The following is a 22572-nucleotide window of genomic DNA, read 5'->3' as shown; positions in this document are numbered from 1 at the left end:
AATCAACGTCAACATCAAAAGCCAGGGCGGTTTGCTGGAGGTTGGCGGGGCACTATGGGTTTGCGGGGACGCCGTAAACCCGTCCATGGGGGCTTGGTCGCCGCATCCATGCGGCTCACACCCCGCAAACCCACAGTGCCCCGCCTACCCACAGGAATCCCGGCGTTTGACGTTGACGTTGACGTTGATTGCAGCAGGTGCAGGGCTGCACGCCCTGCAAAAGACCACTCCCTACAGCACCTGCGGCCTGCACAGCAGGCTGAATCGAGCGCCGCCCAGCGTGGACTGCCCCACCTGCAGGCGGAATCCGTGCAGCCCGGCAATCGCTGCCACGATCGACAGCCCCAGCCCGAAGCCACCGCCCTTGCTGGCCTCCGCACGATGGAAACGCTGGAACACCAGGCTGCGCTCGGCCTCGGCAATGCCCGGCCCGGAGTCCTCCACCACGATGCAGGTAGCACCCTGCTCCACCCGCGCCGAAAGCTGCACACGGCCGCCTTCCGGTGCGAACCGGATCGCGTTGTCGAGCAGATTGCCGATCGCTTCGAACAACAGGCCGCGGTCACCGATCACGCCCGGCAGATCGGCGGCCAGCTCGAGCAGCAACAGCTGCCCCTTCTCCTCCGCCAGCGGCGCATAGAAGGCATGGATCTCCTGCAGCAGCGCGTTCGGCGCCAGCGTGCTGAAACCGGAACGGCGCTGATGGTCTTCCAGTTCGGAAATCCTCAGCAGCGCGCGGAAGCGCGCCATCAGGGTGTCGGTCTCCTCCAGCACCTGCTCCAGCGCCAGTGACTGCGGATCACCATCGGCCACCTGCTGGCGCATGCGGTACAGCTGCGCACGAACGCGCGTCAGCGGCGTGCGCAGGTCATGGGCGATGTTGTCACACACGCCCTTGACCTCGGTCATCAGCTGTTCGATGCGGTCGAGCATCGCATTGACGATGGCCGCCAGCATGTCCAGCTCGTCGCGGCGGTTGGACAGCGGCAGACGCCGGCCCAGGTCACCGGCCACGATGCGGGCGGTGGCCTGCTCGATGGCCTGGATGCGCCGCAGCGGCCGCTGTCGCAGCAAGTGCCAGCCCAGCAGGCCGGGCAGCAGGGTCAGCGATACTCCCCACAACAGTGCATCGAGGATCAGATGGTTGACCTGGTTCAACGGCCCGCTGTAGCGCACCAGCACCAGGATGCGGCCGTCGCGGGTCGGCATGGCCACGCCGAAGCCGCGCTTGCCGCGGGCGTAGGCATCGTTGATCGGCAGCCCCGAAACCGGGTGTGCGCTGCCATCCGGCGGCAGCTGTGCGGGCAGCGACTTCAGCATGCCGGCAAGCGGCTTGCCCTCGGGCGTGAACAGCCCGTAGGCATCAATGCCATGCAGGTCGTAGCGTCGGTTCTCGCGCAGCGCCGCGGTCAGCCCGTCACCGGTGAAATGCTCGAACAGGTGTGCGCGCTGCAGCACGGCAGACTGTGCCAGCTCGTCCAGGTACAGCGACACCCGCCAGTACAGCACGCCCAGCAAGGCGCAGGACCAGGCGACGAACAGCAGGCTGTACAGGCCCAGCAGGCGACTGCTGGACGAACGCCAGCCGTCAGACAGTTTCGCTGAGGACATAGCCGCTACCGCGCACGGTACGGATCAGCGCCGGGGCATCGGGGTGGTCCAGCTTGCGCCGCAGGCGACCAATATGGACATCGATCAGGTTGGTGCCGGGGTCGAAGTGATAGCCCCACACTTCCTCGAACAGCATCATCCGGGTCAGCACCTGGCCGGCGTTGCGCATCAGGTACTCCAGCAGCTTGAACTCGGTCGGCAGCAGGCTCAGGCTGCGCCCGCCGCGATGGGCGGTGCGCGCCAGCAGGTCCAGCTGCAGGTCGCCCACCCGCAGCACGGTCTCGTTGCCGGCCGGGCGCTGGCGGCGGCGCAGCAGCACTTCCACCCTCGCCGCCATCTCGTCGGAGGCGAACGGCTTGGTCAGGTAGTCGTCGCCACCGGCGCGCAGACCACGCACGCGTTCGTCGACGTCGGACAGCGCACTGAGCATCAACACCGGCGTATCGATGCCGATCCGGCGCAGCGTGGTGACGATGGCCAGGCCATCCAGGCCGGGCAGCATGCGATCCAGCGTGATCGCGTCATAGTCACCGCTGGCCGCCCGCACCATGCCTTCGCGGCCGTCGGCCACCCAGTCCACCTGCAGGCCATGACTGGCCAGTTCCGCCAGGATTTCCTGGGCGGTGATGGCGTCATCCTCGATGGTCAATACACGCGACATGGGCACTTCGGAAGTCCAGGCTGGCCCATGCTCGCCAAATCGGCCGGTACGGGCAAATGAAACATCCTTCATCCCCACCGGGCGGTGCAGGCCGGTTCAGCCGGCCTCACCGTCCTCGCCCGGCAGGTCGGACAGTTCGCCCTGCACCTGCACGTTGTTGCGGCCCATCGCCTTGGCCCGGTAGCACTGGGCATCGGCGGCGGCCACCGCCTGGTCCACGCTCATGCCGCCGGCCAACGGCGCAATGCCGATGCTGGCACCGACCCGCAGCCGGTGCTGGTCCCAGGGAATGGACAGCGACGCCAGCGTGTGCAGCAGTTCGCCACCGATGCGGGCAGCGCGGCGCGGCGTGCAGCCGGACAGGATCACCGCGAACTCATCGCCGCCCAGGCGTGCCACCACATCCGAATCACGCACGCCGTGCCGCAGCACGCTGGCCACCGCCCACAACACGGCATCGCCGGCCAGGTGCCCCCAGGTGTCGTTCACCGGCTTGAAGCGGTCCAGGTCGATATACATCAGCGATGCGGCCTGCCCGGTCCGTTCAACGCGGGTGATCGCCTGCTGCAGATGCACCTCGAAGCCACGGCGGTTGCTCAGTTCAGTCAGCGGGTCGATCTCGGCCAGGTGGCGGGCCTCGCGCTGGCGTGCGCGCTGCTGGGTGTCATCGCGCAGCACCCACACCGCGCCCCGCACATGGCCTTCATCGTCGCGCAGCCAGGCACGGGTCAGGTCCGCCGGCACCGTGGCGCTGCCCAGGCGCAGCAGCAGATCGGCATGCAGGTCCACGGCGTTGCTTTCCGGGTCCAGCAGTACCGATACATCCAGCACCGAGCCGGGCGCATATTCGGTGGTCAGCGACAGCACGTCCTGCACCTTGTGCCCGGCCAGCGACAAGGCGCCATCGCCGGCCAGGGTGCGCACCGCCGCCGCATTGGCGTAATCGATGCGACCATCAAGGTTGACGCTGAGCACCAGGTCGGCCACCGCATCCAGGGTGATGCGGCTGCGCTGCTCGCTCTCGAACAGGCGCTGCTCGCTGCTGCGCTGGGCGGTGATGTCCTGGATCTGCGAGACGAAATGCAGCGGTTCGCCATGCTCGTTGCGCACCAGCGAGACCGACAGGCGCGCCCAGATGGTGCGGCCATCGCGGTCCAGGTAGCGCTTTTCCAGATGGTAATGGCTGCGCCGGCCCGCCAGCAGGTCCTGCACCAGGGCCAGATCGGCCTGCAGGTCATCGGCATGGGTCAGGCGCTGGAAATCGACCTGCAGCAGTTCCTCGCGCGGATAGCCAAGGATCCGGCACAGCGCGTCGTTGACGTCCAGCCAGCGGCCTTCCAGCGACACCAGCGCCATGCCCAGTGCGGCGGAGGTGAACGCGCCGGCGAACTTCTCCGCCGACAGGCGCGCTTCGGCACGTGCCTGCAGGATCTCGGTGATGTCGATGGCCATGCCGACGTAGCCGATGCGCTGGCCGTCAGCCCCGTCCATGCGGCTGATCGACAGCCGCACCTGGCGCGACTGGCCATCCTTGCGCAGCAGGGTCCATTGTCGTGAATACGTCTGGCCGTCGGCGCGCGCGCTGAGCGCCTCGAACACGCCCGGAAGCGTGCCATCGGCCGCGGCCTGCGGTTGCAGCCAGGCCCTGAGCTCCTGCGGGTCGTGGAAGGCATCGAGCCTGCGCTGGCCGACCACCTCAGCGGCGCTGTAGCCCAGCAACCGCTCTGCGCCGGTATTGAACAGGGTGATGGTGCCATCGGTATCGGTGGCGATCACCGCCACCTCGTCGGAGGCATCGACCACGGCCTGCAGGCGCTGGCGGGTCTCGGCCGCGTCATGCCGGGCCTGCTGCAGTTCGGTCACATCGGCATGCGCGCCGGCCATCCACAGCGGCCGCCCCTGCCCATCCCATTCGAACACCCTGCCCCGGTCCTGGATCCAGATCCATTGGCCATTGCGGTGGCGCATGCGCAGCAGGCAGGCATAGTTGTCGCTGCGCCCTTCGAAGTGGTCTTCCAGCGCCGCATCGGACAACGCGATGTCATCGGGATGGACCAGCTTCAGGAAGGTCTTCTGGCAGACCGGCTCCAGCTCGTCCAGCCGATAACCGACGATTTCGGCCCAGCGCGCGTTGACCCGCATCTGCCCGGTCTGCACGTTCCATTCCCAGGTGCCGGCCGCGGTACCGTCGATGATCATCGCCAGCCGGCGGCGCTCCTCGGCCAGCTCGTGCAGGCGTCGCTCCAGCATCCCGTTGCCGTTGTTGCCCTGGCCCGCCATCAACGGGGCGCCTCGCAGGCGCAGGCAGGCGCGGGCCGCAGCGAAAGGCTGCAGCCGCCAATGAAGACGACGGGTCGTGCTGGCGTCATGGCCCTCCCCAGCGACAGCGGGGTGGCCAAACGCCGCCCCTGTTGCGCAAGTGTGCGCAATCACGGGGAAAACCGACAAGTCCCCCGCCACACATCAAGCGTGACGGGGGCCAGGAACCTCAGCTGCGCTTGGCGCGTGCGAACGCCTCGGCCAGGGCGTTGTTGGCCGGCGGCGCCGCCTGCCCGCCCCGGTTGCCGGTGCCCTGGCCGCGGCCGGGCCCACGGCCCTGTCCCGCCGCATCACGGCGTGCCGGCTGGCCCGGACCGCGTTCCTCGCGGCTGCCGGGACGGCTGGTGGCCTGGCCGGGGGTGTCGTCCAGGCGCCGGGTCAGGGCGATGCGCTTGCGCGCCACGTCCACCTCCAGCACCTTCACCTTGACGATATCGCCGGCCTTGACCACCTCGCGCGGGTCCTTCACGTAGGTGTCGGACAGGGCAGAAATGTGGATCAGGCCGTCCTGGTGCACGCCGATGTCGACGAAGGCACCGAACGCGGCCACGTTGCTGACCACCCCTTCCAGCACCATGCCCTCACGCAGGTCCTTGATGTCCTCCACGCCCTCGGCGAAACGTGCGGCCTTGAATTCCGGACGCGGGTCGCGGCCGGGCTTCTCCAGCTCCTTCAGGATGTCGCGCACGGTCGGCACGCCAAAGGATTCATCGGTGAACTGCTCGGCCTTCAGCCCGCGCAGGAAGCTGCCGTCGCCGATCAGCGCCTTGATCGGGCGTGCGGTGCTGGCCACGATTCGCTCGACCACCGGGTAGGCTTCGGGATGCACCGCCGAGGCATCCAGCGGCTGTTCACCGTCGGCGATGCGCAGGAAGCCGGCGCACTGCTCGAAGGTCTTTTCGCCCAGGCGCGCGACCTTGAGCAGGTCCTTGCGGCGCTTGAACGGGCCATTGTCATCGCGGTGGCGCACGATGTTCTCAGCCACCGTGGCCGACAGGCCGGACACGCGCGACAGCAGTGCGGCCGAGGCCGTGTTCACGTACACGCCCACCGCGTTCACGCAATCCTCCACGCGGGCGTCCAGCGCCCGCGCCAGGCGGTACTGGTCCACATCGTGCTGGTACTGGCCGACGCCAATCGCCTTGGGCTCGATCTTGACCAGCTCGGCCAGGGGATCCTGCAACCGGCGTGCGATCGACACTGCGCCGCGCAGCGACACGTCCAGGCCCGGAAATTCCTTGGCCGCGAACTCGGAGGCCGAGTACACCGAGGCACCGGCCTCGCTGACCACCACCTTCTGCAGCTTCGGGTTGGCCGCGGCCTTGATCGCTTCACCGGCCAGCTTGTCGGTCTCACGGCTGGCGGTGCCGTTGCCGATCGCGATCAGCTCGACGTTGTATTTCGCGCACAACTGCTTGAGGGTCTGCAGCGACTGGTCCCACTGGCGCCGCGGCTCGTGTGGGTAGATGGTATCGGTAGCCACCAGCTTGCCGGTGGCATCGACCACCGCGATCTTGCAGCCGGTGCGGATGCCTGGGTCCAACCCCAGCACGGTCTTCGGGCCCGCCGGCGCGGCCAGCAGCAGGTCCTTCAGGTTGTCGCCGAACACCGCGATGGCCTCGGCTTCGGCCTTTTCGCGGGCCTGGTTGAACAGGTCCAGCAGCAGGTGCGTGTGCAGCTTGGCGCGCCAGGTCAGGCGGCACGCGTCCAGCAGCCAACGGTCGCCCGCGCGGCCCTGGTCGGCGATGCCGGCCCGGCGCGCCACGCGCCCTTCGGCGTACTGGTGGCCGGCCTCGGCATCGCTGCCCGGGTCCAGCTCCAGGAACAGGATCTCCTCGCGGCGCGCGCGGAACAGCGCCAGCAAGCGGTGCGAGGGAATCTTCGCCAGCGATTCGGCATGTTCGAAATAGTCGCGGTACTTGGCGCCTTCGGTTTCCTTGCCCTCGGCCACGCGCGCACGGATCAGGCCGGTCTCGCCCAGCCAGGTGCGCAGTTCACCGACCAGCGCGGCATCTTCGCCCCAGCGCTCCATCAGGATCGCGCGCGCGCCTTCCAGCGCCGCCTTGGTATCGGCCACGCCCTTGTCGCTGTCGATGAAGGTGGCGCCGAAAACCTGCGGGTCCTGCGTCGGGTCGGCCAGCAGGCCATCGGCCAGCGGCTCCAGTCCGGCCTCGCGGGCAATCTGCGCGCGGGTGCGACGCTTGGGCTTGTACGGCAGGTACAGGTCTTCCAGCCGGCTCTTGGTATCGGCGGCCAGGATGTCGGTGCGCAGTTCGTCGCTCAGCTTGCCCTGCTCGCCGATGCTGGCCAGCACCGCCGCACGGCGGTCCTCCAGCTCGCGCAGGTAGGTCAGGCGCACTTCCAGGTTGCGCAGCTGGGTGTCATCCAGGCCACCGGTCACTTCCTTGCGGTAGCGCGCGATGAACGGAACGCTGGCGCCCTCGTCGAGCAGGCCGACGGCGGCACGTACCTGGGCGGACTGGGCACCGATCTCCTCGGCGATGGTCTGGGCGATCTGCTGGGCGAGCGCGCTCTGGGCGTTCTTGGCGTCGTGCATTGCTTCAGGTCTGTGCCGCGTTACGGGAAGGCCCCATTCTGGCAACCCGCGGCGCAGCCGAACAAGGCATTGACAGAGGGCGAGGTTCAGCGGCGCAACCGGTGGGGACGCCGGCATCCTGGCGGAGAGAGGGCTCGGACGGGCCCGGGGCTGGGATGCCGGCGCGGGCGCGCGATGGTGGGCGAGCCCTGCCGCGTGTTGCGAAGGTCAGCGGTAGTGGCGGGCGGCGCGCTGCATGACGATCTCGTCACGCATGCCTTCCAGGGCCATCAGGCGGACCTTGCCGACACCCTGCAGTTCCATGAACCGCTCGGTGTAGAACTCCGGCCCCAGCGCGGTGTCGGCGCGGGATTTGCTGAAGCCGTAGGGCACCACGCCCTTCTCGCCATCCTTGCTACCACCGACATAGAGAACAATTGCCATGTGATGTATTCCTCCAAAATGCTACTGCGTACTGCACTCGATGAGCGATGCTGCGAGCTCATCGAGGGAGAGCTTACCGCGTCGAACCTGACTGGAACGTCACGCAGCCTAATGACGATCGGTTGCATGCAGATGACTGCGAATTCGCAGCAGAATGCTTACGAATCCTTAACTTCCGACTAACGAATCCGCAGGGGATTCCCGCCAACGGCGCAGCCCCGCGTGGGTGGATGGGTTGGTCGCGGAAAGCCGGTTTCCTGTGGACTGGCAGGGAGGGTGGGCAGGCCGGGGACGCCGTGAACCCATCCATGGGGGCTTGGCCGCGGCCTCCATGCCGCGGACACCCCGCCCTACCCACCCTCCCGGCCGCTGACAGATTCCTGATGCCTGCCTCCACCCACGGAGAAGAAAAAAGAAAATCAAAAGCAAAAACTGCCGGACTGGCCGCTTTTTGTAGAGCCGAAGGCAGCAGGAGGAGCCGCTGCCAACGTCGCGCATGGCGACGGCCCGAAGGGTGCCGGTCAGGACGACCGGCATAGCCCACGCTCGGCCGCTTTCAGGCCAGTCCACGAAGCCGAGCGCAGGCTCGGCTCTACACGGGCAAGCGCAGCGCGCGACCCGCTTCTGCTGTTCTTTTTCTTTTCCGTGGCTGGACGCGACCGGAAACTGTCAGCGATCGGGCGGGATGGGTTCGCGGGACCGTTGGCGCCATGGATGGCGCCATCGAGCCCCCATGGACGGGTTTACGGCGTGTCCCGCGAACCCATCCCGCCCGGCCCGATCACATGAAACGCATTCCGAGACCCATCCACGAGGGGCTGCGCCGTTGGCTGGAAACTACGGCCACCAGCCGTGTCCGTACCGGGCGTAATGATCGGCCGCACGCTCGAACGGGTTGCGCGCGCTCACCCCGCCACACAGCAGATACACCGGCAGGTACAACGGCCCCAGCACCAGATACTGGTAGACGTGCGCCCGCTCATGGTCATCCAGGCGGATCAGCGGCTCCACCCCCCACCCTGCCTGGTGGGCGTAAGTCCGGCACGACATGCCGAGGTCGTGCCCGGTGTGCAGGATCACGTTGCCCAGGGTGATCGCACCGCCAGGACCCCATGGCCACCGGTCAAAAACGACGGCACAGTCGGCACCGCTCCAGCGCGGTCTCGCCCCGCCGAGCATGCCCACCAGCCCACCCAGCAGCCCGGCCAGCGTGTTGGGCAGGGTCCAGGCCGCGCCCAGCACCTGCAGCGCGCGCAGCCAGACCGGCCACGGTCGTTGGGAGGCGTTCAATCGGCCTCGTTGGGAATCAACAGCCACAGGATCAGATAGACCAGAATGCCCGGGAACGCGGCCGAGGCCACCGATACCAGCACGTAGATCACCCGCAGCAGCGTGGGGCTCCAGCCGAAGCGGTGCGCGATGCCGCCGATCACGCCGGCAATCATGCGGTCGTTGAGCGATCGCGACAGCGTCCTGGGCGTGGTGTTCATGGCGGCGTCTCCTGGATATCGGAAAGAGCATCGAGCAAGCTCGACTCTACATCGCCCCGATGTCTACGGCGTGCGTTGGCGCAGTGCCTGCAGACGTGCGCCAAACCAGGCCGCTGCCGTCTGTTCAGGCTGCCCGGGGCACTGGATGCGGTAGGGCTTGCCACTCATGCTGCTCTGGCTGGCGGCACGCTCGATGAACTGCTCGGCGCTGTCCACCTGGTTCTTCTTCAGCAGGTAGTCGTACTTTCGCTGCAGGTGCGCGCGCGCATCGCTGCCGTCGTACCAGCTGCCATTGCGCTGGAACCGGCATTGCGAGCCGTCCAGGCTGCCGATCAGCTGGGCGATCTCGCGCTGCGCCTGTGGTCCGGGGGCGGCTTGGGCGAGTGGCGCGGCGAGCAGGATGGCCAGCATCAGGAGAGGGTTTCGGGACATTCTGGGTTCCATGAAGTCGAGCAAGCATGAAGTCGAGCAAGCTCGACTCTACCGGTCCCGGGCCTTCAGCCAGCCATCGATGGTGGCAGGGACTTCGCGCTGCGCGCGGCCTGACACGTAGATGCCGATGTGGCCGCCGCGGAAACTGGACTCGGTGTAGTCCTGCGTGCCCAGTCGACCGCGCATCGCGCGCGAGGCATCGGGCGGCACCAGGTGATCCTGCTCGGCGTAGATGTTCAGTACCGGCAGGGTCACCTGCAACAGATCCACCGTCTCCTCACCGATCCGCACCGTACCCTTCATCAAGCCGTTGCCCTGATAGAACTGCTTGATGAAGTCACGGAACGCCTCGCCTGCCAGGTCCGGTGAATCGAAGATCCACTTTTCCATGCGCAGAAAGTCCTCCAGCGCCGCCTTGTCATCGAGGATGTCGAGCAGGCCGACGTACTTCTGCACGTTCAAACGGAACGGCTTGAGCATCAGGTAGCTGGCGTTCATCAGGTCGGCCGGGATGTTGCCCAGCGTATCCACCAGCAGGTCCACATCCACCTGCTGTGCCCAGTGCGAGAGCATGTTGTCGGCGGTCTGGAAATCGACCGGGGTGACCATGGTGATCAGGTTGCCCAGCTTGTGCCGGCGCAGCGCGGCATAGCACAGCGCGAACACACCGCCCTGGCAGATGCCGAGCAGGTCCGCCGGCCCGCCACTGCGTGCGCACAAGGCGTCCACCGCGCCATCGATGTAGCGCAGCAGGTAGTCCTCCAGGGTCTGGAAACGCTCGGAGCGGTCCGGGTAGCCCCAGTCCAGCACGTAGACATCCTGGCCCAGCACCAGCAGCTTCTGCACCAGCGAACGATCGGCCTGCAGGTCCACCATGTACGGCCGGTTGACCAGCGCGTAGACGATCAGCAGCGGCGTGCGCCGGGTCGGCGCCTGCTCACCGACAAAGCGGTACAGCACCACCTTGCCATCGCGCCAGACTTCCTCGCGGGCGGTCACGCCATAGTCGACGTCCTCCACCTGCGGCAGCAGCTTCAGCCCTTCCATCAGCTTGCGCTGCATGGCCAGGGTTTCCTGCATCAGATCATCGGCGTTGAAGCCCAACGGTCCTTTCATCAATTGCGCGCCCGAGCGGAAGCGCGAGGAGCGGCCGTCTTCGCAGATGTCTTCTTCGCAGGCGGCTTCTTTGCCGGCGCAGCCTTCTTCGCGGCCGTGCGCGCGGCTGGCTTCACCTTCGCCGGCGCCGGCTGCGCGACCGGATCGACCGCAGCGGTTCCGGCCAGCACCGCCACCTGCGCCTGCAGCCGGCGCAGGCTGCGCTCCAGCTCGGCGATGCGGCGATGGGCCGTGTCCATCTCGCTGCGGGTCGGCAGGCCGATGCGTTCACTCATCTGTTCAATCTCGCGCTGCAGGCCGGCGCGCAGGCGCATCTGGGCGTTGCCCAATGCGGCGTAGACCTGCTGGAACGGTTCGGAAAGGGCAACCTTGGCGTAGGCCTCTTCGGCCACCTCGATCCACAGATCGAACATCGCACGGGCGCTGGTCAGTTGGCTGCCGGGCTGCTCGTGCTGGGCCAGGCGCTGTTCGAACAGGGCAAAGGCCTGCTCCAGTACCTGCTTGATCTGTTCGACGTAGGCGCGCGAGTGCTGCTGGTAGTCCTCCTGCGCACGCAGCAGCGCCTGCCAGCGTGCCTGATGCTCGCGGCCGGGGCCGAATGCGGGGCTCTGCAGCCACGGGCCGGCCTGCAGCTGGAACTGCTGCAGCCACGCGGCGAATTCGGGCACGGCGGCAGCGGCCTGGGTACTGCCCCGGGCGCCCTGCAGCATCCACTGCAGCATGCCCTCGCCCTGCCCCTGCACCGCCTCACGCCAGGCCTGCGCCACCTCGGCACTGCTGGCATCGCGGCCGGCGAAGCGCGCGGCCACCTCCTGCATCGTGCCGTACCAGCTGCCGGCCTGCTCACGGAAGCGGCGCACCGCATCTTCCGGTGCGCCCTGCCCCTGTTCCGGCAACAACTGGGCCCAGCCGTCAAACAGCCGCTGCCAGCTGCCGGGGTCGCCGCCGCCCGGCGCGCCGGGGGTGGTCGCATGCCGCAGCGCATCGCCCCAGGCACCGAAATACTGCCGGGCCAGGGTCTCGAAATCGCTGCTGCCGGCGTCGTGGGCCGAGCTGGTCATCGCAGGCCTCCGCAGAGCAGGTTCATGGCTTGGGAATACGCAGGGTCTTGCTGATCATCAGCGACCCGGACAGCGCGAACAGCAGCACCATCGGATGCAGCTGCCACGGCCCGATCTGCCACTGGCCGAACCAGATGTCCTGGCCGATGGCATCGGTACCGGCGGCGATGGCCAGCATGATCACCAGCACCAGGCTGGTCGGAATCGGCGTGCCCTCGAAGTACTTGACCTTGCCCTCCTCGCCGGCCAGTGCCTCGGCCGTGACGTTGTAGCGCGCCAGGCGGCTGACACCGCAGCAGACGAAGTAGCTCAGCACCAGCCAGTCCCAGCCGCCCTGCATACCGCAGGCATAGGCCAGCGCTGCCGGAGCCACACCGAAGGAGATGACATCGGACAGCGAATCCAGCTCCCGCCCGAGGGTGGAACTGGACTTGCGCCAGCGTGCGATGCGCCCGTCCAGTGCATCGAAGATGAAGGCCAGCGGGATCAACGCCATGCCGAACAGCAGGTAGCCGCGCTCCCCGTCCTGCAGGAAGCGCATCGCGGCAAACACCGCACCGGTGCCGCAGAAGGCATTGGCCAGGGTGAACCAGTCCGCCAGCTGGAATTCGCGCAGCATCGAGAAGTGACGTTTCATGGGGTCTCACGGAGCATCAAGGCCCACAGGTTACCGCGAGCGCCGCCGCTGGCGACAGCACCGGCAAGGCGCCGCCTTCACCGCGCCCTCACTCCTCATCACCAGCGGTGAATTTTTCGCCACCCATCTTGACAGCCTAGGGGGGTGGCGCCTGTCGCGGCTTATCCACAAAGTTGCCCACGCGTAATCCACACCCCCTGTGGACAACCAGATCTCACCGACTGCGACTCTGGACATTTCCTGATCACCCGGCAGCGGGGTTTACCTACTTCCCAAGCCGCCGGGACGGCGCTATGGTCGTCGGCGGACCCGCCGCCGCCACGTCCGATTCTTTGTGACGGACGATGATGATGCTGGATGCTTCCACCCTGGCCGCGCAGCTGCGACGGCCCCATGGCGACGCTGCACTGGCAGTGGCCGACTCGATGAACCGCAGCAACGGCGCGCTGAACCAGGCCGCGATCGGGCTGCTGGCGGTGGCGGCCGGCGAACGCATTCTGGAGATCGGCCCCGGCAATGCGGCCTTCGCGCCGCAACTGCTGCAGGCGCCAGCAAGCCAGTACCTGGGCATTGAACTGTCCGCCGCCATGGTCGAGGCCGGCAACCAGCGTCTGGCCAGTGCCGGCCTGGGCGGCCGGGCGGCGATGCGGCTTGGCGACGCCCATGCGCTGCCGGTGGACGAGGCATCCATGGATGCCGCACTGGCGGTCAACACCCTGTACTTCTGGCCCCACCTGGCCCCGGTGCTGGACGAGCTGGCGCGCGTACTTCGCCGGGGAGGCCGGCTGTGCCTGGCGTTCGGCGATGCGGCCTTCATGCGCAGCCTGTCATTTTCCGCCGATTTCCAGTTGCATGAGCTGGATGCGGTGGAGCTGGCACTGCGCGTGTCGGGATTCAACGTCTCGGCCTGGCGCAGCCACCGGGAAACCGCGTCGAGCAATGACGGACAGATGCGCGAGAAGCATTTCCACCTGCTGCTGGCACATCGGCGCTGAACCTGGCGGTGGTAGTGCCGGCCGCTGGCCGGCTGCCCCGGCAAGGCGGCTTTGCCGGCCAGCGGCCGGCACTACCGGTCATACCCTCGCCAGGGATCGTCGCCGCCACCGGGCGAAACAGATCACCTGCATCACCAGCATTGCCATCAGCCCCAGCGGCCACGCCCACCACAGGCCGGTCAGCCCGTACCGCGCCTGCAGCCACATCGCCAGCGGCAGCTCCAGAAGCAACACGGCAACCAAGCCCAGCAATGCCGGCAACAGCACCGTGCCACTGCCCCGCATCACGCCGACCAGCACCGCACTGCCTCCCATCGCCAACACCCCCCACACCACCGTGCGCAACTGCTGCGTGGCCAGTTCGCGCACGTCCGTGGCCGCCAGGATCAGGCCGCTCAGCCAGGGCGCCAGCGCCATAACCAGCAGCAGCACCACCGCCAGCATCGCGCTGCCGAGCAGCACGCCGGTGCGGGCGATGGCCGGCAGCCGTGCCGTACCCCCCGCCCCCATCGCATGCGCAGCGAGGATGGTGGCGGTGATGCCCAGCGACATCGCCGGCAGCTGCACCCAGCTCATCAACTGGTTGACCGCACCGTAGGCCGCCGTGGCGGTATATCCGTAGCGATTGATCCAGCCCAGCAGCACGATCTCGGCCACGGCCAGACTGAGCATCTGCAGCGAAGACGGCACGCCGATACGCAGCATCGAACGGATCAGTACTCCATCGAAGCGGATCGCACGCAGCAGTTCGCGCCCCGGTGCCAACGGGTGCCCCGTCCGCTGCCAGCGCCACATCAGCCAGACCAGGGCCAGCAGGGAGGCCAGCGCCGCCGAGACGGCCGCACTGGCCGGGCCCAGCCGCGGCAGACCGGCCTCGCCCAGGATCAGCAGCGGCGTGCACAGCAGGCCGACCAGCGTCGCCAGCAGCAGCGCATGCAGCGGCGTTTTCGCATCGCCCACCGCACGGCTGACCGCCGTGGCCAACCACAGCAGGAAGAACACCGGTGCCGCCAACAGCAGGACGCGCGCATAGACGACCGATTCGCCAAGGATCGGCGCTGGCGTGCCGAGGGCCGCCAGCAGCTGAGGCGCGAAGCCGCCACCCACGGCCATCACCAGCACCGACAGCGCCAGCACCAGAGCCACCGCACTACCGGCAATGGCGCGCGCCTGGTGCGGGCGGCCCGCACCCCAGGCTTGGCCGATCATCACCATCGCACCGGTCGCCAGCCCCATGACCAGGGCCAGCAGCAGGAAGAAGACCGGGAAGAACGCAGCGGCCGCCGCCACTGCCTGGGTACCCAGCAGATGGCCCAGGTAGATGTTGTCCAGCGTGCCGGCGGCCAGCTGCAATGCATTGGTCAGCAGCATCGGCAGCAGCAGGGTCAGATAGGTGCGCCACAGCGGTGGCGCGGCCGAGGCGGTGGCAGGTGCAGGCGTGTTCATGGGTTTTCTCGGGGCAAGGCGCTGCCCTGCCAGGCGTTTACGCCAGCAAAGCAAGCACAAGGGAAGCGGGCCTTGGCCCGCGATCAGAGCGCGCGGTCGCTCAACGACAGCGTGTTGGCTCAGTCGTCGGCGCTGTCTACAGGTTCGTCGAAGGCCAGACGCAGCGCGTGGCGGCGCACGTCCTCGGGCCAGCGGCGCAACGCCGCTTCCAGGCCTGCGCGGTCATGCGCGAACAGCAGGCGGATGGCCTCCTCGAAGCCCGGCAGGTCACCGGCGATGGTCTGCAGGAAGTGATAGGCACGCTCGGCATCGCGGCGCCGGCGGTCCTTGTCGGCACCGGCCCGGCTGGCCGCCTCGACCAGTTTTCGCAATGCCACCGAAGCCCCGCCGGGCTGCTCGGCCAGCCACGCCCAATGGCGCGGCAGCAAGGTCACTTCACGGGCCACCACGCCCAGCTTCGGGCGGCCACGGCCACGCGGGGCAACAGGCGCGTCTTCCGGAGCGATTCCGGCATCGGCCTCCGCGGCCGTTGCAAAGGTATCGGCCAGCCGCGCCAACAGTTCGGCATCGCTGCCGCGCGTGTCGAAATCACGGGTGCGGCCGGTGGCGTTGTCGAACACCAGCAGCGGACCGGCGGCGTGGTCGGCGCGCAGCTGCTTCAGTGCCAGCGCGGCCACTGCCGGGGTACCGGAGGCGACCAGGCGATGGCCGTCGAAACAGCTGAAGGGGGGAAGTGCGGACGCGGGCATGGCGATGGCATCGGGGGCGATGCGCAAATATTGCCCGGGTAATTTGTTCGCGTCAATATTGTCCGGGTATTAATCTGCCGGAAGAGCGCGCCAACCAAGGTTGGCACCCACCCGTTTCGTCGTTGGCACCCAACCGATTCGTCGGGTCACAGCCGGCTGTAGGACCAGCTGACCATGCGGCCGTCCTTGTACGGCATCACCCCATGGAACGGGCGCGGGTCGGCGTCGAACACCAGCGGCAGGAAGTTGCGATCCCCCTCCCACATCGGCAGCGTGTCCAGCTTGTCCAGGTCCACCCACTCCAGCGTGCCTTCGTGGTTGCCACCGTGCGGGCTGCCCTCGAAGGTGTCGATGACGAACACGAAGCCCAGCCAGTCCTCGCCGTGCTTGCCGAAGCCCGGCCAGCTGAGGGTGCCGCGCAGGCGCATGCCGGTGCAGTCGATCCCGGCTTCTTCCTGGATCTCGCGGCGCATGCTGGCGGCCACGTCCTCGTCCGCTTCGATCTTGCCGCCCAGACCGTTGTACTTGCCCAGGTGATGGTCACCGGGGCGGGTGTTGCGGTGGATCATCAGCACCTGGCGACGATCGGGCGAGAGCACATAGCCCAGGGTGGCGACGATCGGGGTATACGGCATGGGGCAGCATCCAGCAGCAGGTCAGCCGTCGATTATGGCCGATCAGCGCACCAGCGACAGGCGGCGTTCGGCAGGTGTGCCGGCGCCATCAGGGTCACGGCGCAGGGTGGCCACGCCGTGGCCGCGCTCGGCCAGGTATTCCAGCCACTTGCCGAGGAAGGTGTTCATCCGCATGCGGTGGCTGATCAGCTCGGCCGGCGGCGGGTACAGGCCCATGGTGTCCTGCCAGCGGCGGCCCACATAGCAATGGGTGGTCTCGACCTGGCGCGCGTCACGGTACAGCCGCACATAGGCCGAAGGATCCGGCTCGCCGGTGACCGGGTCGGCCAGGTCGTAGGTCAGGCGCAGTTCCACCGTGTAGCGATGGCATTCGATGACGTCCAGGCGCACGTCCAGACCGTCACCGATCGAGGAAATGTAGCTGCCCGCCACCAGTCCGGCCGGTTCGAACAGGCGCACCAGGTGCCGGTAGTTTTCCGCATACAGCCCCATGAGCCAGCTCAACCGGCTCAGGCGGGGAATGCGATTGGTACGGGGCAAGGCTCGGGCCATGGGTCGATCCTACACGTTGGTGCTTCAACGTGGGGGCGCGCATGCGCAAGCCAACCCCGGGGGTAGAGCCGGGCCATGCCCGGCGATCGTGGCGCGCGCCTCAATACAGCTCGCGCTGCAGCCCCAGCGTGGCCAGCACCTTGCTGGAGATCTCCTCGATCGAGGTGTGGGTGGTGCTCAGGGTCGGGATCCGCTCCATCTGGAACATCACCTCGGCCGCGGCCACCTCGCGCTTGCAGGTGTCCAGGTTGGCGTAGCGGGAGTTCGGGCGGCGCTCCTGGCGGATCTGCTGCAGGCGGTCCGGGTCGATGGTCAGGCCGAACAGCTTGCGCCGGTAGTTGCGCAGGCGCGGCGGCAGGCGGTCGCTTTCCAGGTCCTCGTCGGTCAGCGGGTAGTTGGCCGCACGCACCCCGTAATGCAGGGCCAGGTAGATGCAGGTCGGCGTCTTGCCGGCGCGCGACACCGCCACCAGGATCACGTCGGCGTCGTCGTAGTTCACCGCGATGCCGTCATCGTGGGTCAGAGCGAAGTTCATCGCATTGATGCGGCGGTGGTAGGTGTCGAAATCGACCATGCCGTGAGCCTGGCCGACCCGGGCCAGGCGCGGGCTGGCCAGTTCACGCTCCAGCGGCTCGATGAACGGCGCGAACACATCCAGCATCAGCGCCCCGCTGTCGGCCAGGATCAGGCTCAGGCTCTGGTCCACGCAGGAGTTCACCACGATCGGCCGGACCTGGTAGCGCTCCCCCGCCGCCTGGATCCGGGCGCAGGCTTCACGCGCCTTTTCAGGGTCATCGACAAACGACATCCGGTCGGTAATGAAGCTGAACCCGGAGAACTGGGTCAGCAGGCTATGCCCAATGGTTTCAGCGGTGATACCGGTTCCATCGGAAACGTAGAACACCGGACGGATGGTCGACATGCGCGCTTTTACCCCCTACGAAGCTTAAAAAGGCCGCCAGCACAAGCTTGTGCCGACGGTGCTCTGCCCGGCATCATATCGGCTTCTTCCTACGGACGCGGCCACTCAGCCCGCCTCGGGCGATGGCCAAACGGAGCATCGCGCTTGAACGAGAACATCCTGTGGTTGCACGAACTGCGTCTGGCCGATCTGGCCCGCGTAGGCGGCAAGAATTCGTCGCTGGGCGAGATGATCGGCAACCTGGCCGGTCTGGGCGTTTCGGTGCCGGGCGGTTATGCCACCACCGCTGAAGCCTTCAAGGACTTCATCGCGCACAACGACCTGTCCAAGCGCATCTTCGACAAGCTGGCCACGCTGGACGTCGAGGACGTCACCGCGCTGACCGCCGCCGGCAAGGAAATCCGCACCTGGGTGATCGATGCGCCGCTGCAGCCGCAGCTGGACCAGGACATCCGCACCGCCTACGCCAAGCTGAGCGCCGACAACGGCGGCGGCGACGTGGCCGTGGCCGTGCGCTCGTCGGCCACCGCCGAGGATCTGCCGGACGCTTCCTTCGCCGGCCAGCAGGAAACCTTCCTCAATGTCACCGGTGCCGACGACGTCGTGCACAAGGTCAAGGAAGTGTTCGCCTCGCTGTACAACGACCGCGCCATCGCCTACCGCGTGCACCACGGCTTCAAGCATGAAGACGTGTTCCTGTCCGCCGGCGTGCAGCTGATGGTGCGTTCGGGCGTCGGCTCCTCCGGCGTGCTGTTCACCCTGGACACCGAATCCGGCTTCCGCGACGTGGTGTTCGTCACCTCCTCGTTCGGCCTGGGCGAAATGGTCGTGCAGGGTGCGGTGAACCCCGACGAGTACTACGTCTACAAGCCCACCCTGCAGGCCGGCAAGCCGGCGATCCTGCGCCGCTCGCTCGGCAGCAAGGCAATCCGCATGGTGTACTCGGATGTCCCCGGTGAGCGCGTAAAGATCGAGGACACCCCGGCCGAACTGCGCAGCACCTTCTCCATCAGCGACGAGGACGTGCAGGAACTGTCCAAGCAGGCGCTGGTCATCGAAAAGCACTACGGCCGCCCGATGGACATCGAGTGGGCCAAGGACGGTGTCAGCGGCAAGCTGTTCATCGTGCAGGCGCGCCCGGAAACGGTGAAGTCGCGCAGCCACGCCACCCAGATCGAGCGCTTCGCGCTGACCGAAAAGGGCGGCAAGGTGCTGGCCGAAGGCCGCGCCGTCGGCGCCAAGATCGGCTCGGGCGTGGCCCGCGTGGTCAAGACCCTGGACGACATGAACCGCGTGCAGCCGGGCGACGTGCTGATCGCCGACATGACCGACCCGGACTGGGAACCGGTGATGAAGCGCGCCTCGGCCATCGTCACCAACCGTGGTGGCCGCACCTGCCACGCCGCGATCATCGCGCGCGAGCTGGGCGTGCCGGCCGTGGTCGGTTCGGGCAACGCCACCAAGGTCATCGAAGATGGCCAGCTGGTCACCGTCAGCTGCGCTGAAGGCGATACCGGCTTCATCTACGAAGGCAAGCTCGGCTTCGAGCGCACCACCACCGATCTGGGCAACATGCCGCCGGCACCGCTGAAGATCATGATGAACGTGGCCAACCCGGAACGTGCCTTCGACTTCGGCCAGCTGCCCAACGCCGGCATCGGCCTGGCCCGCCTGGAAATGATCATCGCCAGCCACATCGGCATCCACCCGAACGCGCTGCTGGAATACGACCGCCAGGACGCGGCGACCAGGAAGAAGATCGACGAGAAGATCGCCGGCTACGGTGATCCGGTCAGCTTCTACGTGGACCGCCTGGCCGAAGGCATCGCCACCCTCACCGCCTCGGTCGCGCCGAATGCGGTGATCGTGCGCCTGTCGGACTTCAAGTCCAACGAGTACGCCAACCTGATCGGCGGCAGCAACTACGAGCCGCACGAAGAGAACCCGATGATCGGCTTCCGCGGCGCCAGCCGTTACGTCGACCCGAGCTTCTCGGCCGCCTTCGCGCTGGAGTGCAAGGCCGTGCTGCGCGTGCGCAACGAAATGGGCCTGGACAACCTATGGGTCATGATTCCGTTCGTGCGCACCCTGGAAGAAGGCCGCAAGGTCATCGAGGTGCTGGAACAGAACGGCCTGAAGCAGGGCGAGAACGGCCTGAAGATCATCATGATGTGCGAAGTGCCGTCCAACGCACTGCTCGCCGATGAGTTCCTGGAAATCTTCGACGGCTTCTCGATCGGCTCCAACGACCTGACCCAGCTCAGCCTGGGCCTGGATCGCGACTCGTCGATCGTTGCGCACCTGTTCGACGAACGGAACCCGGCAGTGAAGAAGCTGCTGTCGATGGCGATCAAGGCCGCGCGCGCCAAGGGCAAGTACGTTGGCATCTGCGGCCAGGGCCCGTCCGATCACCCGGATCTGGCCGAATGGCTGATGCAGGAAGGCATCGAGTCGGTGTCGCTGAACCCGGACACCGTAGTCGATACCTGGCTGCGCCTGGCCAAGCTGAAGGCCAACGGCTGATGCGCTGAAGGCCGCAGGCTGACGTCGTTTTCATCGGCGTCAGCCCATACTGCTGCTGCACGCAAGCCCCGCCTCTGCGGGGCTTCGTGTTTCTGGCGTCCATGGACGCCCTGCCCTTCGCAGCAAAGGACGTCCGCATGATCGCCGCCGCAGCACCCGCCGCCCCCGCCACAATGCCCTGGTTCCACTCGCTCGACTGGGAGCGCCTGCTGGAAACCTATGGCGTGCCGTTGCTGGCCGCGGTCGTCGTGCTGCTGATCGGCCTGTGGATCGCTCGCCGCATCTCCAATGCAATGCCGCGTGCCACCTCACGCATGGGCGTGGATCCGATGCTGGGCAGTTTCCTGCGCAACGTGGTCTACGCCGCGGCGCTGGTGATCGTGGTGGTGCTGGCGATCGCCACACTCGGCGTGCCGATCTCGCCGCTGCTGGCCGTACTCGGTACCGCCGGCCTCGCCGTTGGCCTGGCCCTGAAGGATTCGCTTTCCAACATCGCCTCGGGCGTGATGCTGGTGACGCTGCGTCCGTTCCGTGTCGGCGACGTGGTCACCATCGCCGGGCAGACCGGCACCGTGCGCGAAGTGCGCATCTTCCAGACGGTGCTTACCGGCGCCGACAACCAGCACACCACCCTTCCGAACACCCTGATCACGGCCGCGCCGATCATCAACCTGACCGCCGAGCCGACCCGCCGCGTCGAACTGGTGATCGGCATCGGCTACGAGGACAACATCCAGCTGGCACGCGATACCGCACTGGCGCTGATGAAGGCCGACCCGCGTGTGCTGCAGACGCCGGTGCCGGACGTGGTGGTGTACGAACTGGGTGCACACGCGATCAACCTCGGCATCCGCTGCTACGTGAAGTCGCCCGACTGGTTCGGCACCAAGGTCACGCTGCTGGAGCAGTTGAAGCTGGGCTTCGACAAGGCCGGCATCAACATTCCGTATCCGCAGCAGGACATGCACCTGTACCTGCACGGCAAGGATGGTGGCGTGGTCGAGGCTAACGCGCTGGTGCGCGACAAGCCCTGAGCCATCCCGGCAGTGCCGACCAACGGTCGGCACCCACCCAACCTGATCCATCCCCGGGATACCGGCCAGCGGCCGGCACTCCCCCTCCTCGTGGACCCTGGTAGTGCCGGCCGCTGGCCGGCATCGCCGTCAGGCCTCAGCAACTTCTTCCAGCACCGGGTAATCGGTGAAGCCCTCGGCGCCACCACCGAAGAACGTGGCACGATCCGGTGGATTCAGTTCTGCACCAGTACGCAGGCGCTCAGGCAGATCCGGGTTGGCGATGAACGGCCGGCCGAACCCGATCAGATCGGCCCAGCCCTCGGCCAATGCCTGCTCGGCGCGCTCGGCGGTGTACTTGCCGGCATAGATCAGCGTGCCCGGGTAGACCATGCGCAGCGCCTGCTTGAACGCCACCGGCATCAGCGGCGCATCCTCCCAGTCGGCTTCGGCAATATGCAGATAGCCCACACCCAGCCCGCCCAGTAGATGCGCAGCGGCCAGATAGGTCGCCTGCGGCGTGTCGTCCACCGCGCCCTGCAGCGTGGTCAGCGGCGCCAGCCGCACACCCACACGTTCCCCCCCCATCACCGCCACCACCGCCTGCACGACCTCACGCAGGAAACGCAGGCGATTCTGCAGCGAGCCGCCATAGCCATCGGTACGCTGGTTGGCCTGCGAGTCGATGAACTGGTTGATCAGGTAGCCATTGGCGCCGTGCAGCTCCACGCCATCGAAGCCCGCCTCCAGCGCGTTGCGCGCAGCCTGCGCGTAATCGGCGACGATGCCCGGAATCTCGTCCTCGCCCAGCGCGCGCGGCATCGAGTGCTGGATCATCTCGCCCACGCCGGCTTCCGGGCCGGCACCGGCCGGGTCGACGAACACCTTCACGCCTTCGGCCAGCAATGCCGAGGACGACACCGGCGCGGCACCACCCGGCTGCAGCGCCACATGCGAGACGCGGCCGACATGCCACAGCTGCGCGTAGATGCGGCCACCGGCGGCGTGCACCGCATCGGTCACCTGGCGCCAGCCCCGCACCTGTTCGGGGCTGTGGATGCCAGGCGTCCAGGCGTAGCCCTGGCCCTGCGCGCTGATCTGGGTACCTTCGCTGACGATCAGGCCGGCGCCGGCACGTTGCGCATAGTAGGTCGCCATTTCGGTCGTGGCGACGTTGCCGGCGGCCGCACGCGAGCGGGTCATCGGCGGCATCACGATGCGGTTGGGCAGGGTCAACCCGCCGAGGCGGTGAGGGGTGAACAGCATGGCGGCACTCTCTTGCGGGGGAAGTGCCGGCAAGAATGGGGATCGCCCAGGACACGCAACAGGCGTGCTGCGGCAAAACAGTTGTGCCCGGCAGGCAAGGATGGCTTGGCCGGGGGGCGGATCCCTTTGCAACGCAAAGGGCTCTGACCCCAAAGCGACCCCAA

Annotated in this window: 20 protein-coding genes; 3 read left to right on the top strand and 17 right to left on the bottom strand. The window is 67.4% G+C overall.

What is annotated here, in order from left to right; translation table 11 throughout:
• Positions 1 to 231: 231 nt before the first annotated feature.
• From LZ605_RS02535 to LZ605_RS02485, 11 genes are all read right to left on the bottom strand, one after another.
• Positions 232 to 1611: a sensor histidine kinase gene (locus LZ605_RS02535; protein WP_249843655.1), complete on the bottom strand. Its 1380-nt coding sequence runs from the start codon at positions 1609 to 1611 to the stop codon at positions 232 to 234.
• Positions 1589 to 2272, bottom strand: coding sequence for a response regulator transcription factor (locus tag LZ605_RS02530; RefSeq protein ID WP_249843654.1), 684 nt, complete (start codon positions 2270 to 2272; stop codon positions 1589 to 1591). The genes LZ605_RS02535 and LZ605_RS02530 overlap by 23 nt, the downstream gene beginning before the upstream one ends.
• Positions 2273 to 2368: 96 nt before the next feature.
• A complete protein-coding gene (locus tag LZ605_RS02525) occupies positions 2369 to 4552 on the bottom strand; it encodes a PAS domain S-box protein (protein WP_249843653.1) in 2184 nt (727 codons plus the stop codon).
• Between the two features lie 208 nt (positions 4553 to 4760).
• Positions 4761 to 7148, bottom strand: coding sequence for a Tex family protein (locus LZ605_RS02520; protein WP_249843652.1), 2388 nt, complete (start codon positions 7146 to 7148; stop codon positions 4761 to 4763).
• A 207-nt stretch (positions 7149 to 7355) separates the two neighbouring features.
• Positions 7356 to 7571 carry a hypothetical protein gene (locus LZ605_RS02515; protein ID WP_005410085.1) on the bottom strand — a complete coding sequence of 72 codons (216 nt, stop codon included), beginning with the start codon at positions 7569 to 7571 and terminating at the stop codon, positions 7356 to 7358.
• An 837-nt stretch (positions 7572 to 8408) separates the two neighbouring features.
• On the bottom strand, positions 8409 to 8861 hold the full coding sequence (locus tag LZ605_RS02510) for a hypothetical protein (RefSeq protein WP_249843651.1): 453 nt from the start codon (positions 8859 to 8861) through the stop codon (positions 8409 to 8411).
• Positions 8858 to 9061 carry a PspC domain-containing protein gene (locus LZ605_RS02505; RefSeq protein WP_107233155.1) on the bottom strand — a complete coding sequence of 68 codons (204 nt, stop codon included), beginning with the start codon at positions 9059 to 9061 and terminating at the stop codon, positions 8858 to 8860. Before LZ605_RS02505 ends, LZ605_RS02510 begins: the two co-directional genes overlap by 4 nt.
• A 63-nt stretch (positions 9062 to 9124) precedes the next feature.
• Positions 9125 to 9493: a YfeK family protein gene (locus tag LZ605_RS02500; protein ID WP_249843650.1), complete on the bottom strand. Its 369-nt coding sequence runs from the start codon at positions 9491 to 9493 to the stop codon at positions 9125 to 9127.
• Positions 9494 to 9541: 48 nt separating this feature from the next.
• On the bottom strand, positions 9542 to 10609 hold the full coding sequence (phaC, locus tag LZ605_RS02495) for a class III poly(R)-hydroxyalkanoic acid synthase subunit PhaC (protein ID WP_249843649.1): 1068 nt from the start codon (positions 10607 to 10609) through the stop codon (positions 9542 to 9544).
• Entirely contained in the window at positions 10609 to 11670 is a 1062-nt protein-coding gene (gene phaE / locus LZ605_RS02490) for a class III poly(R)-hydroxyalkanoic acid synthase subunit PhaE (RefSeq protein WP_249843648.1), read from the bottom strand. The genes phaC and phaE overlap by 1 nt, the downstream gene beginning before the upstream one ends.
• Before the next feature lie 22 nt (positions 11671 to 11692).
• Positions 11693 to 12307, bottom strand: coding sequence for a CDP-alcohol phosphatidyltransferase family protein (locus LZ605_RS02485; protein ID WP_249843647.1), 615 nt, complete (start codon positions 12305 to 12307; stop codon positions 11693 to 11695).
• Between the two features lie 344 nt (positions 12308 to 12651).
• Here LZ605_RS02485 and LZ605_RS02480 point away from each other — a divergent pair, with 344 nt between their 5' ends.
• Positions 12652 to 13302, top strand: coding sequence for a class I SAM-dependent methyltransferase (locus LZ605_RS02480; RefSeq protein ID WP_249843646.1), 651 nt, complete (start codon positions 12652 to 12654; stop codon positions 13300 to 13302).
• Positions 13303 to 13380: 78 nt separating this feature from the next.
• Here LZ605_RS02480 and LZ605_RS02475 read toward each other — a convergent pair whose 3' ends face one another.
• The 5 genes from LZ605_RS02475 to ppsR all read right to left on the bottom strand — a co-directional run bounded on the left by LZ605_RS02475 (position 13381) and on the right by ppsR (position 17606).
• Entirely contained in the window at positions 13381 to 14748 is a 1368-nt protein-coding gene (locus tag LZ605_RS02475; RefSeq protein WP_249843645.1) for an MATE family efflux transporter, read from the bottom strand.
• Positions 14749 to 14867: 119 nt separating this feature from the next.
• Positions 14868 to 15497, bottom strand: a complete 630-nt coding sequence (locus tag LZ605_RS02470) for a DUF2239 family protein (protein ID WP_249843644.1) — start codon at positions 15495 to 15497, stop codon at positions 14868 to 14870.
• 146 nt (positions 15498 to 15643) lie between these two features.
• On the bottom strand, positions 15644 to 16132 hold the full coding sequence (locus tag LZ605_RS02465; protein ID WP_107233147.1) for an NUDIX hydrolase: 489 nt from the start codon (positions 16130 to 16132) through the stop codon (positions 15644 to 15646).
• 42 nt (positions 16133 to 16174) lie between these two features.
• Positions 16175 to 16684, bottom strand: coding sequence for a DUF1249 domain-containing protein (locus tag LZ605_RS02460; protein ID WP_249843643.1), 510 nt, complete (start codon positions 16682 to 16684; stop codon positions 16175 to 16177).
• A 100-nt stretch (positions 16685 to 16784) separates the two neighbouring features.
• Positions 16785 to 17606 (bottom strand): posphoenolpyruvate synthetase regulatory kinase/phosphorylase PpsR, encoded by an 822-nt coding sequence (gene ppsR, locus LZ605_RS02455; protein ID WP_006452040.1) that lies wholly within the window; start codon positions 17604 to 17606, stop codon positions 16785 to 16787.
• 144 nt (positions 17607 to 17750) lie between these two features.
• On the opposite strand from ppsR, the gene ppsA reads away from it, so the two are divergent.
• Positions 17751 to 20129 carry a phosphoenolpyruvate synthase gene (gene ppsA, locus LZ605_RS02450; RefSeq protein WP_249843642.1) on the top strand — a complete coding sequence of 793 codons (2379 nt, stop codon included), beginning with the start codon at positions 17751 to 17753 and terminating at the stop codon, positions 20127 to 20129.
• A gap of 137 nt (positions 20130 to 20266) precedes the next feature.
• The gene (locus LZ605_RS02445; protein WP_249843641.1) at positions 20267 to 21163 is read left to right on the top strand and encodes a mechanosensitive ion channel family protein; all 897 of its coding nucleotides are present in this window, start codon (positions 20267 to 20269) and stop codon (positions 21161 to 21163) included.
• A 129-nt stretch (positions 21164 to 21292) separates the two neighbouring features.
• On the opposite strand, the gene LZ605_RS02440 is transcribed toward LZ605_RS02445, so the two are convergent.
• Positions 21293 to 22408, bottom strand: a complete 1116-nt coding sequence (locus LZ605_RS02440) for an alkene reductase (protein ID WP_249843640.1) — start codon at positions 22406 to 22408, stop codon at positions 21293 to 21295.
• Positions 22409 to 22572 lie beyond the last annotated feature (164 nt).

Origin of the sequence: Stenotrophomonas maltophilia (assembly GCF_023518235.1) — a bacterium.
Classification (GTDB): Bacteria; Pseudomonadota; Gammaproteobacteria; order Xanthomonadales; family Xanthomonadaceae; genus Stenotrophomonas.
This window is presented reverse-complemented; position numbering and strand designations above follow the sequence as displayed.

Coding starts and splice junctions, on each gene's coding strand:
- LZ605_RS02530 (WP_249843654.1), bottom strand. CDS start 2,272: ATGTCGCGTGTATTGACCATCGAGGATGACGCCATCACCGCCCAGGAA.
- LZ605_RS02445 (WP_249843641.1), top strand. CDS start 20,267: ATGATCGCCGCCGCAGCACCCGCCGCCCCCGCCACAATGCCCTGGTTC.
- LZ605_RS02515 (WP_005410085.1), bottom strand. CDS start 7,571: ATGGCAATTGTTCTCTATGTCGGTGGTAGCAAGGATGGCGAGAAGGGC.
- LZ605_RS02460 (WP_249843643.1), bottom strand. CDS start 16,684: ATGGCCCGAGCCTTGCCCCGTACCAATCGCATTCCCCGCCTGAGCCGG.
- LZ605_RS02485 (WP_249843647.1), bottom strand. CDS start 12,307: ATGAAACGTCACTTCTCGATGCTGCGCGAATTCCAGCTGGCGGACTGG.
- LZ605_RS02480 (WP_249843646.1), top strand. CDS start 12,652: ATGATGATGCTGGATGCTTCCACCCTGGCCGCGCAGCTGCGACGGCCC.
- phaE (WP_249843648.1), bottom strand. CDS start 11,670: ATGACCAGCTCGGCCCACGACGCCGGCAGCAGCGATTTCGAGACCCTG.
- phaC (WP_249843649.1), bottom strand. CDS start 10,609: ATGAAAGGACCGTTGGGCTTCAACGCCGATGATCTGATGCAGGAAACC.
- LZ605_RS02520 (WP_249843652.1), bottom strand. CDS start 7,148: ATGCACGACGCCAAGAACGCCCAGAGCGCGCTCGCCCAGCAGATCGCC.
- ppsR (WP_006452040.1), bottom strand. CDS start 17,606: ATGTCGACCATCCGTCCGGTGTTCTACGTTTCCGATGGAACCGGTATC.
- LZ605_RS02535 (WP_249843655.1), bottom strand. CDS start 1,611: ATGTCCTCAGCGAAACTGTCTGACGGCTGGCGTTCGTCCAGCAGTCGC.
- LZ605_RS02470 (WP_249843644.1), bottom strand. CDS start 15,497: ATGCCCGCGTCCGCACTTCCCCCCTTCAGCTGTTTCGACGGCCATCGC.
- LZ605_RS02500 (WP_249843650.1), bottom strand. CDS start 9,493: ATGTCCCGAAACCCTCTCCTGATGCTGGCCATCCTGCTCGCCGCGCCA.
- LZ605_RS02440 (WP_249843640.1), bottom strand. CDS start 22,408: ATGCTGTTCACCCCTCACCGCCTCGGCGGGTTGACCCTGCCCAACCGC.
- LZ605_RS02465 (WP_107233147.1), bottom strand. CDS start 16,132: ATGCCGTATACCCCGATCGTCGCCACCCTGGGCTATGTGCTCTCGCCC.
- LZ605_RS02475 (WP_249843645.1), bottom strand. CDS start 14,748: ATGAACACGCCTGCACCTGCCACCGCCTCGGCCGCGCCACCGCTGTGG.
- LZ605_RS02505 (WP_107233155.1), bottom strand. CDS start 9,061: ATGAACACCACGCCCAGGACGCTGTCGCGATCGCTCAACGACCGCATG.
- LZ605_RS02525 (WP_249843653.1), bottom strand. CDS start 4,552: ATGGCGGGCCAGGGCAACAACGGCAACGGGATGCTGGAGCGACGCCTG.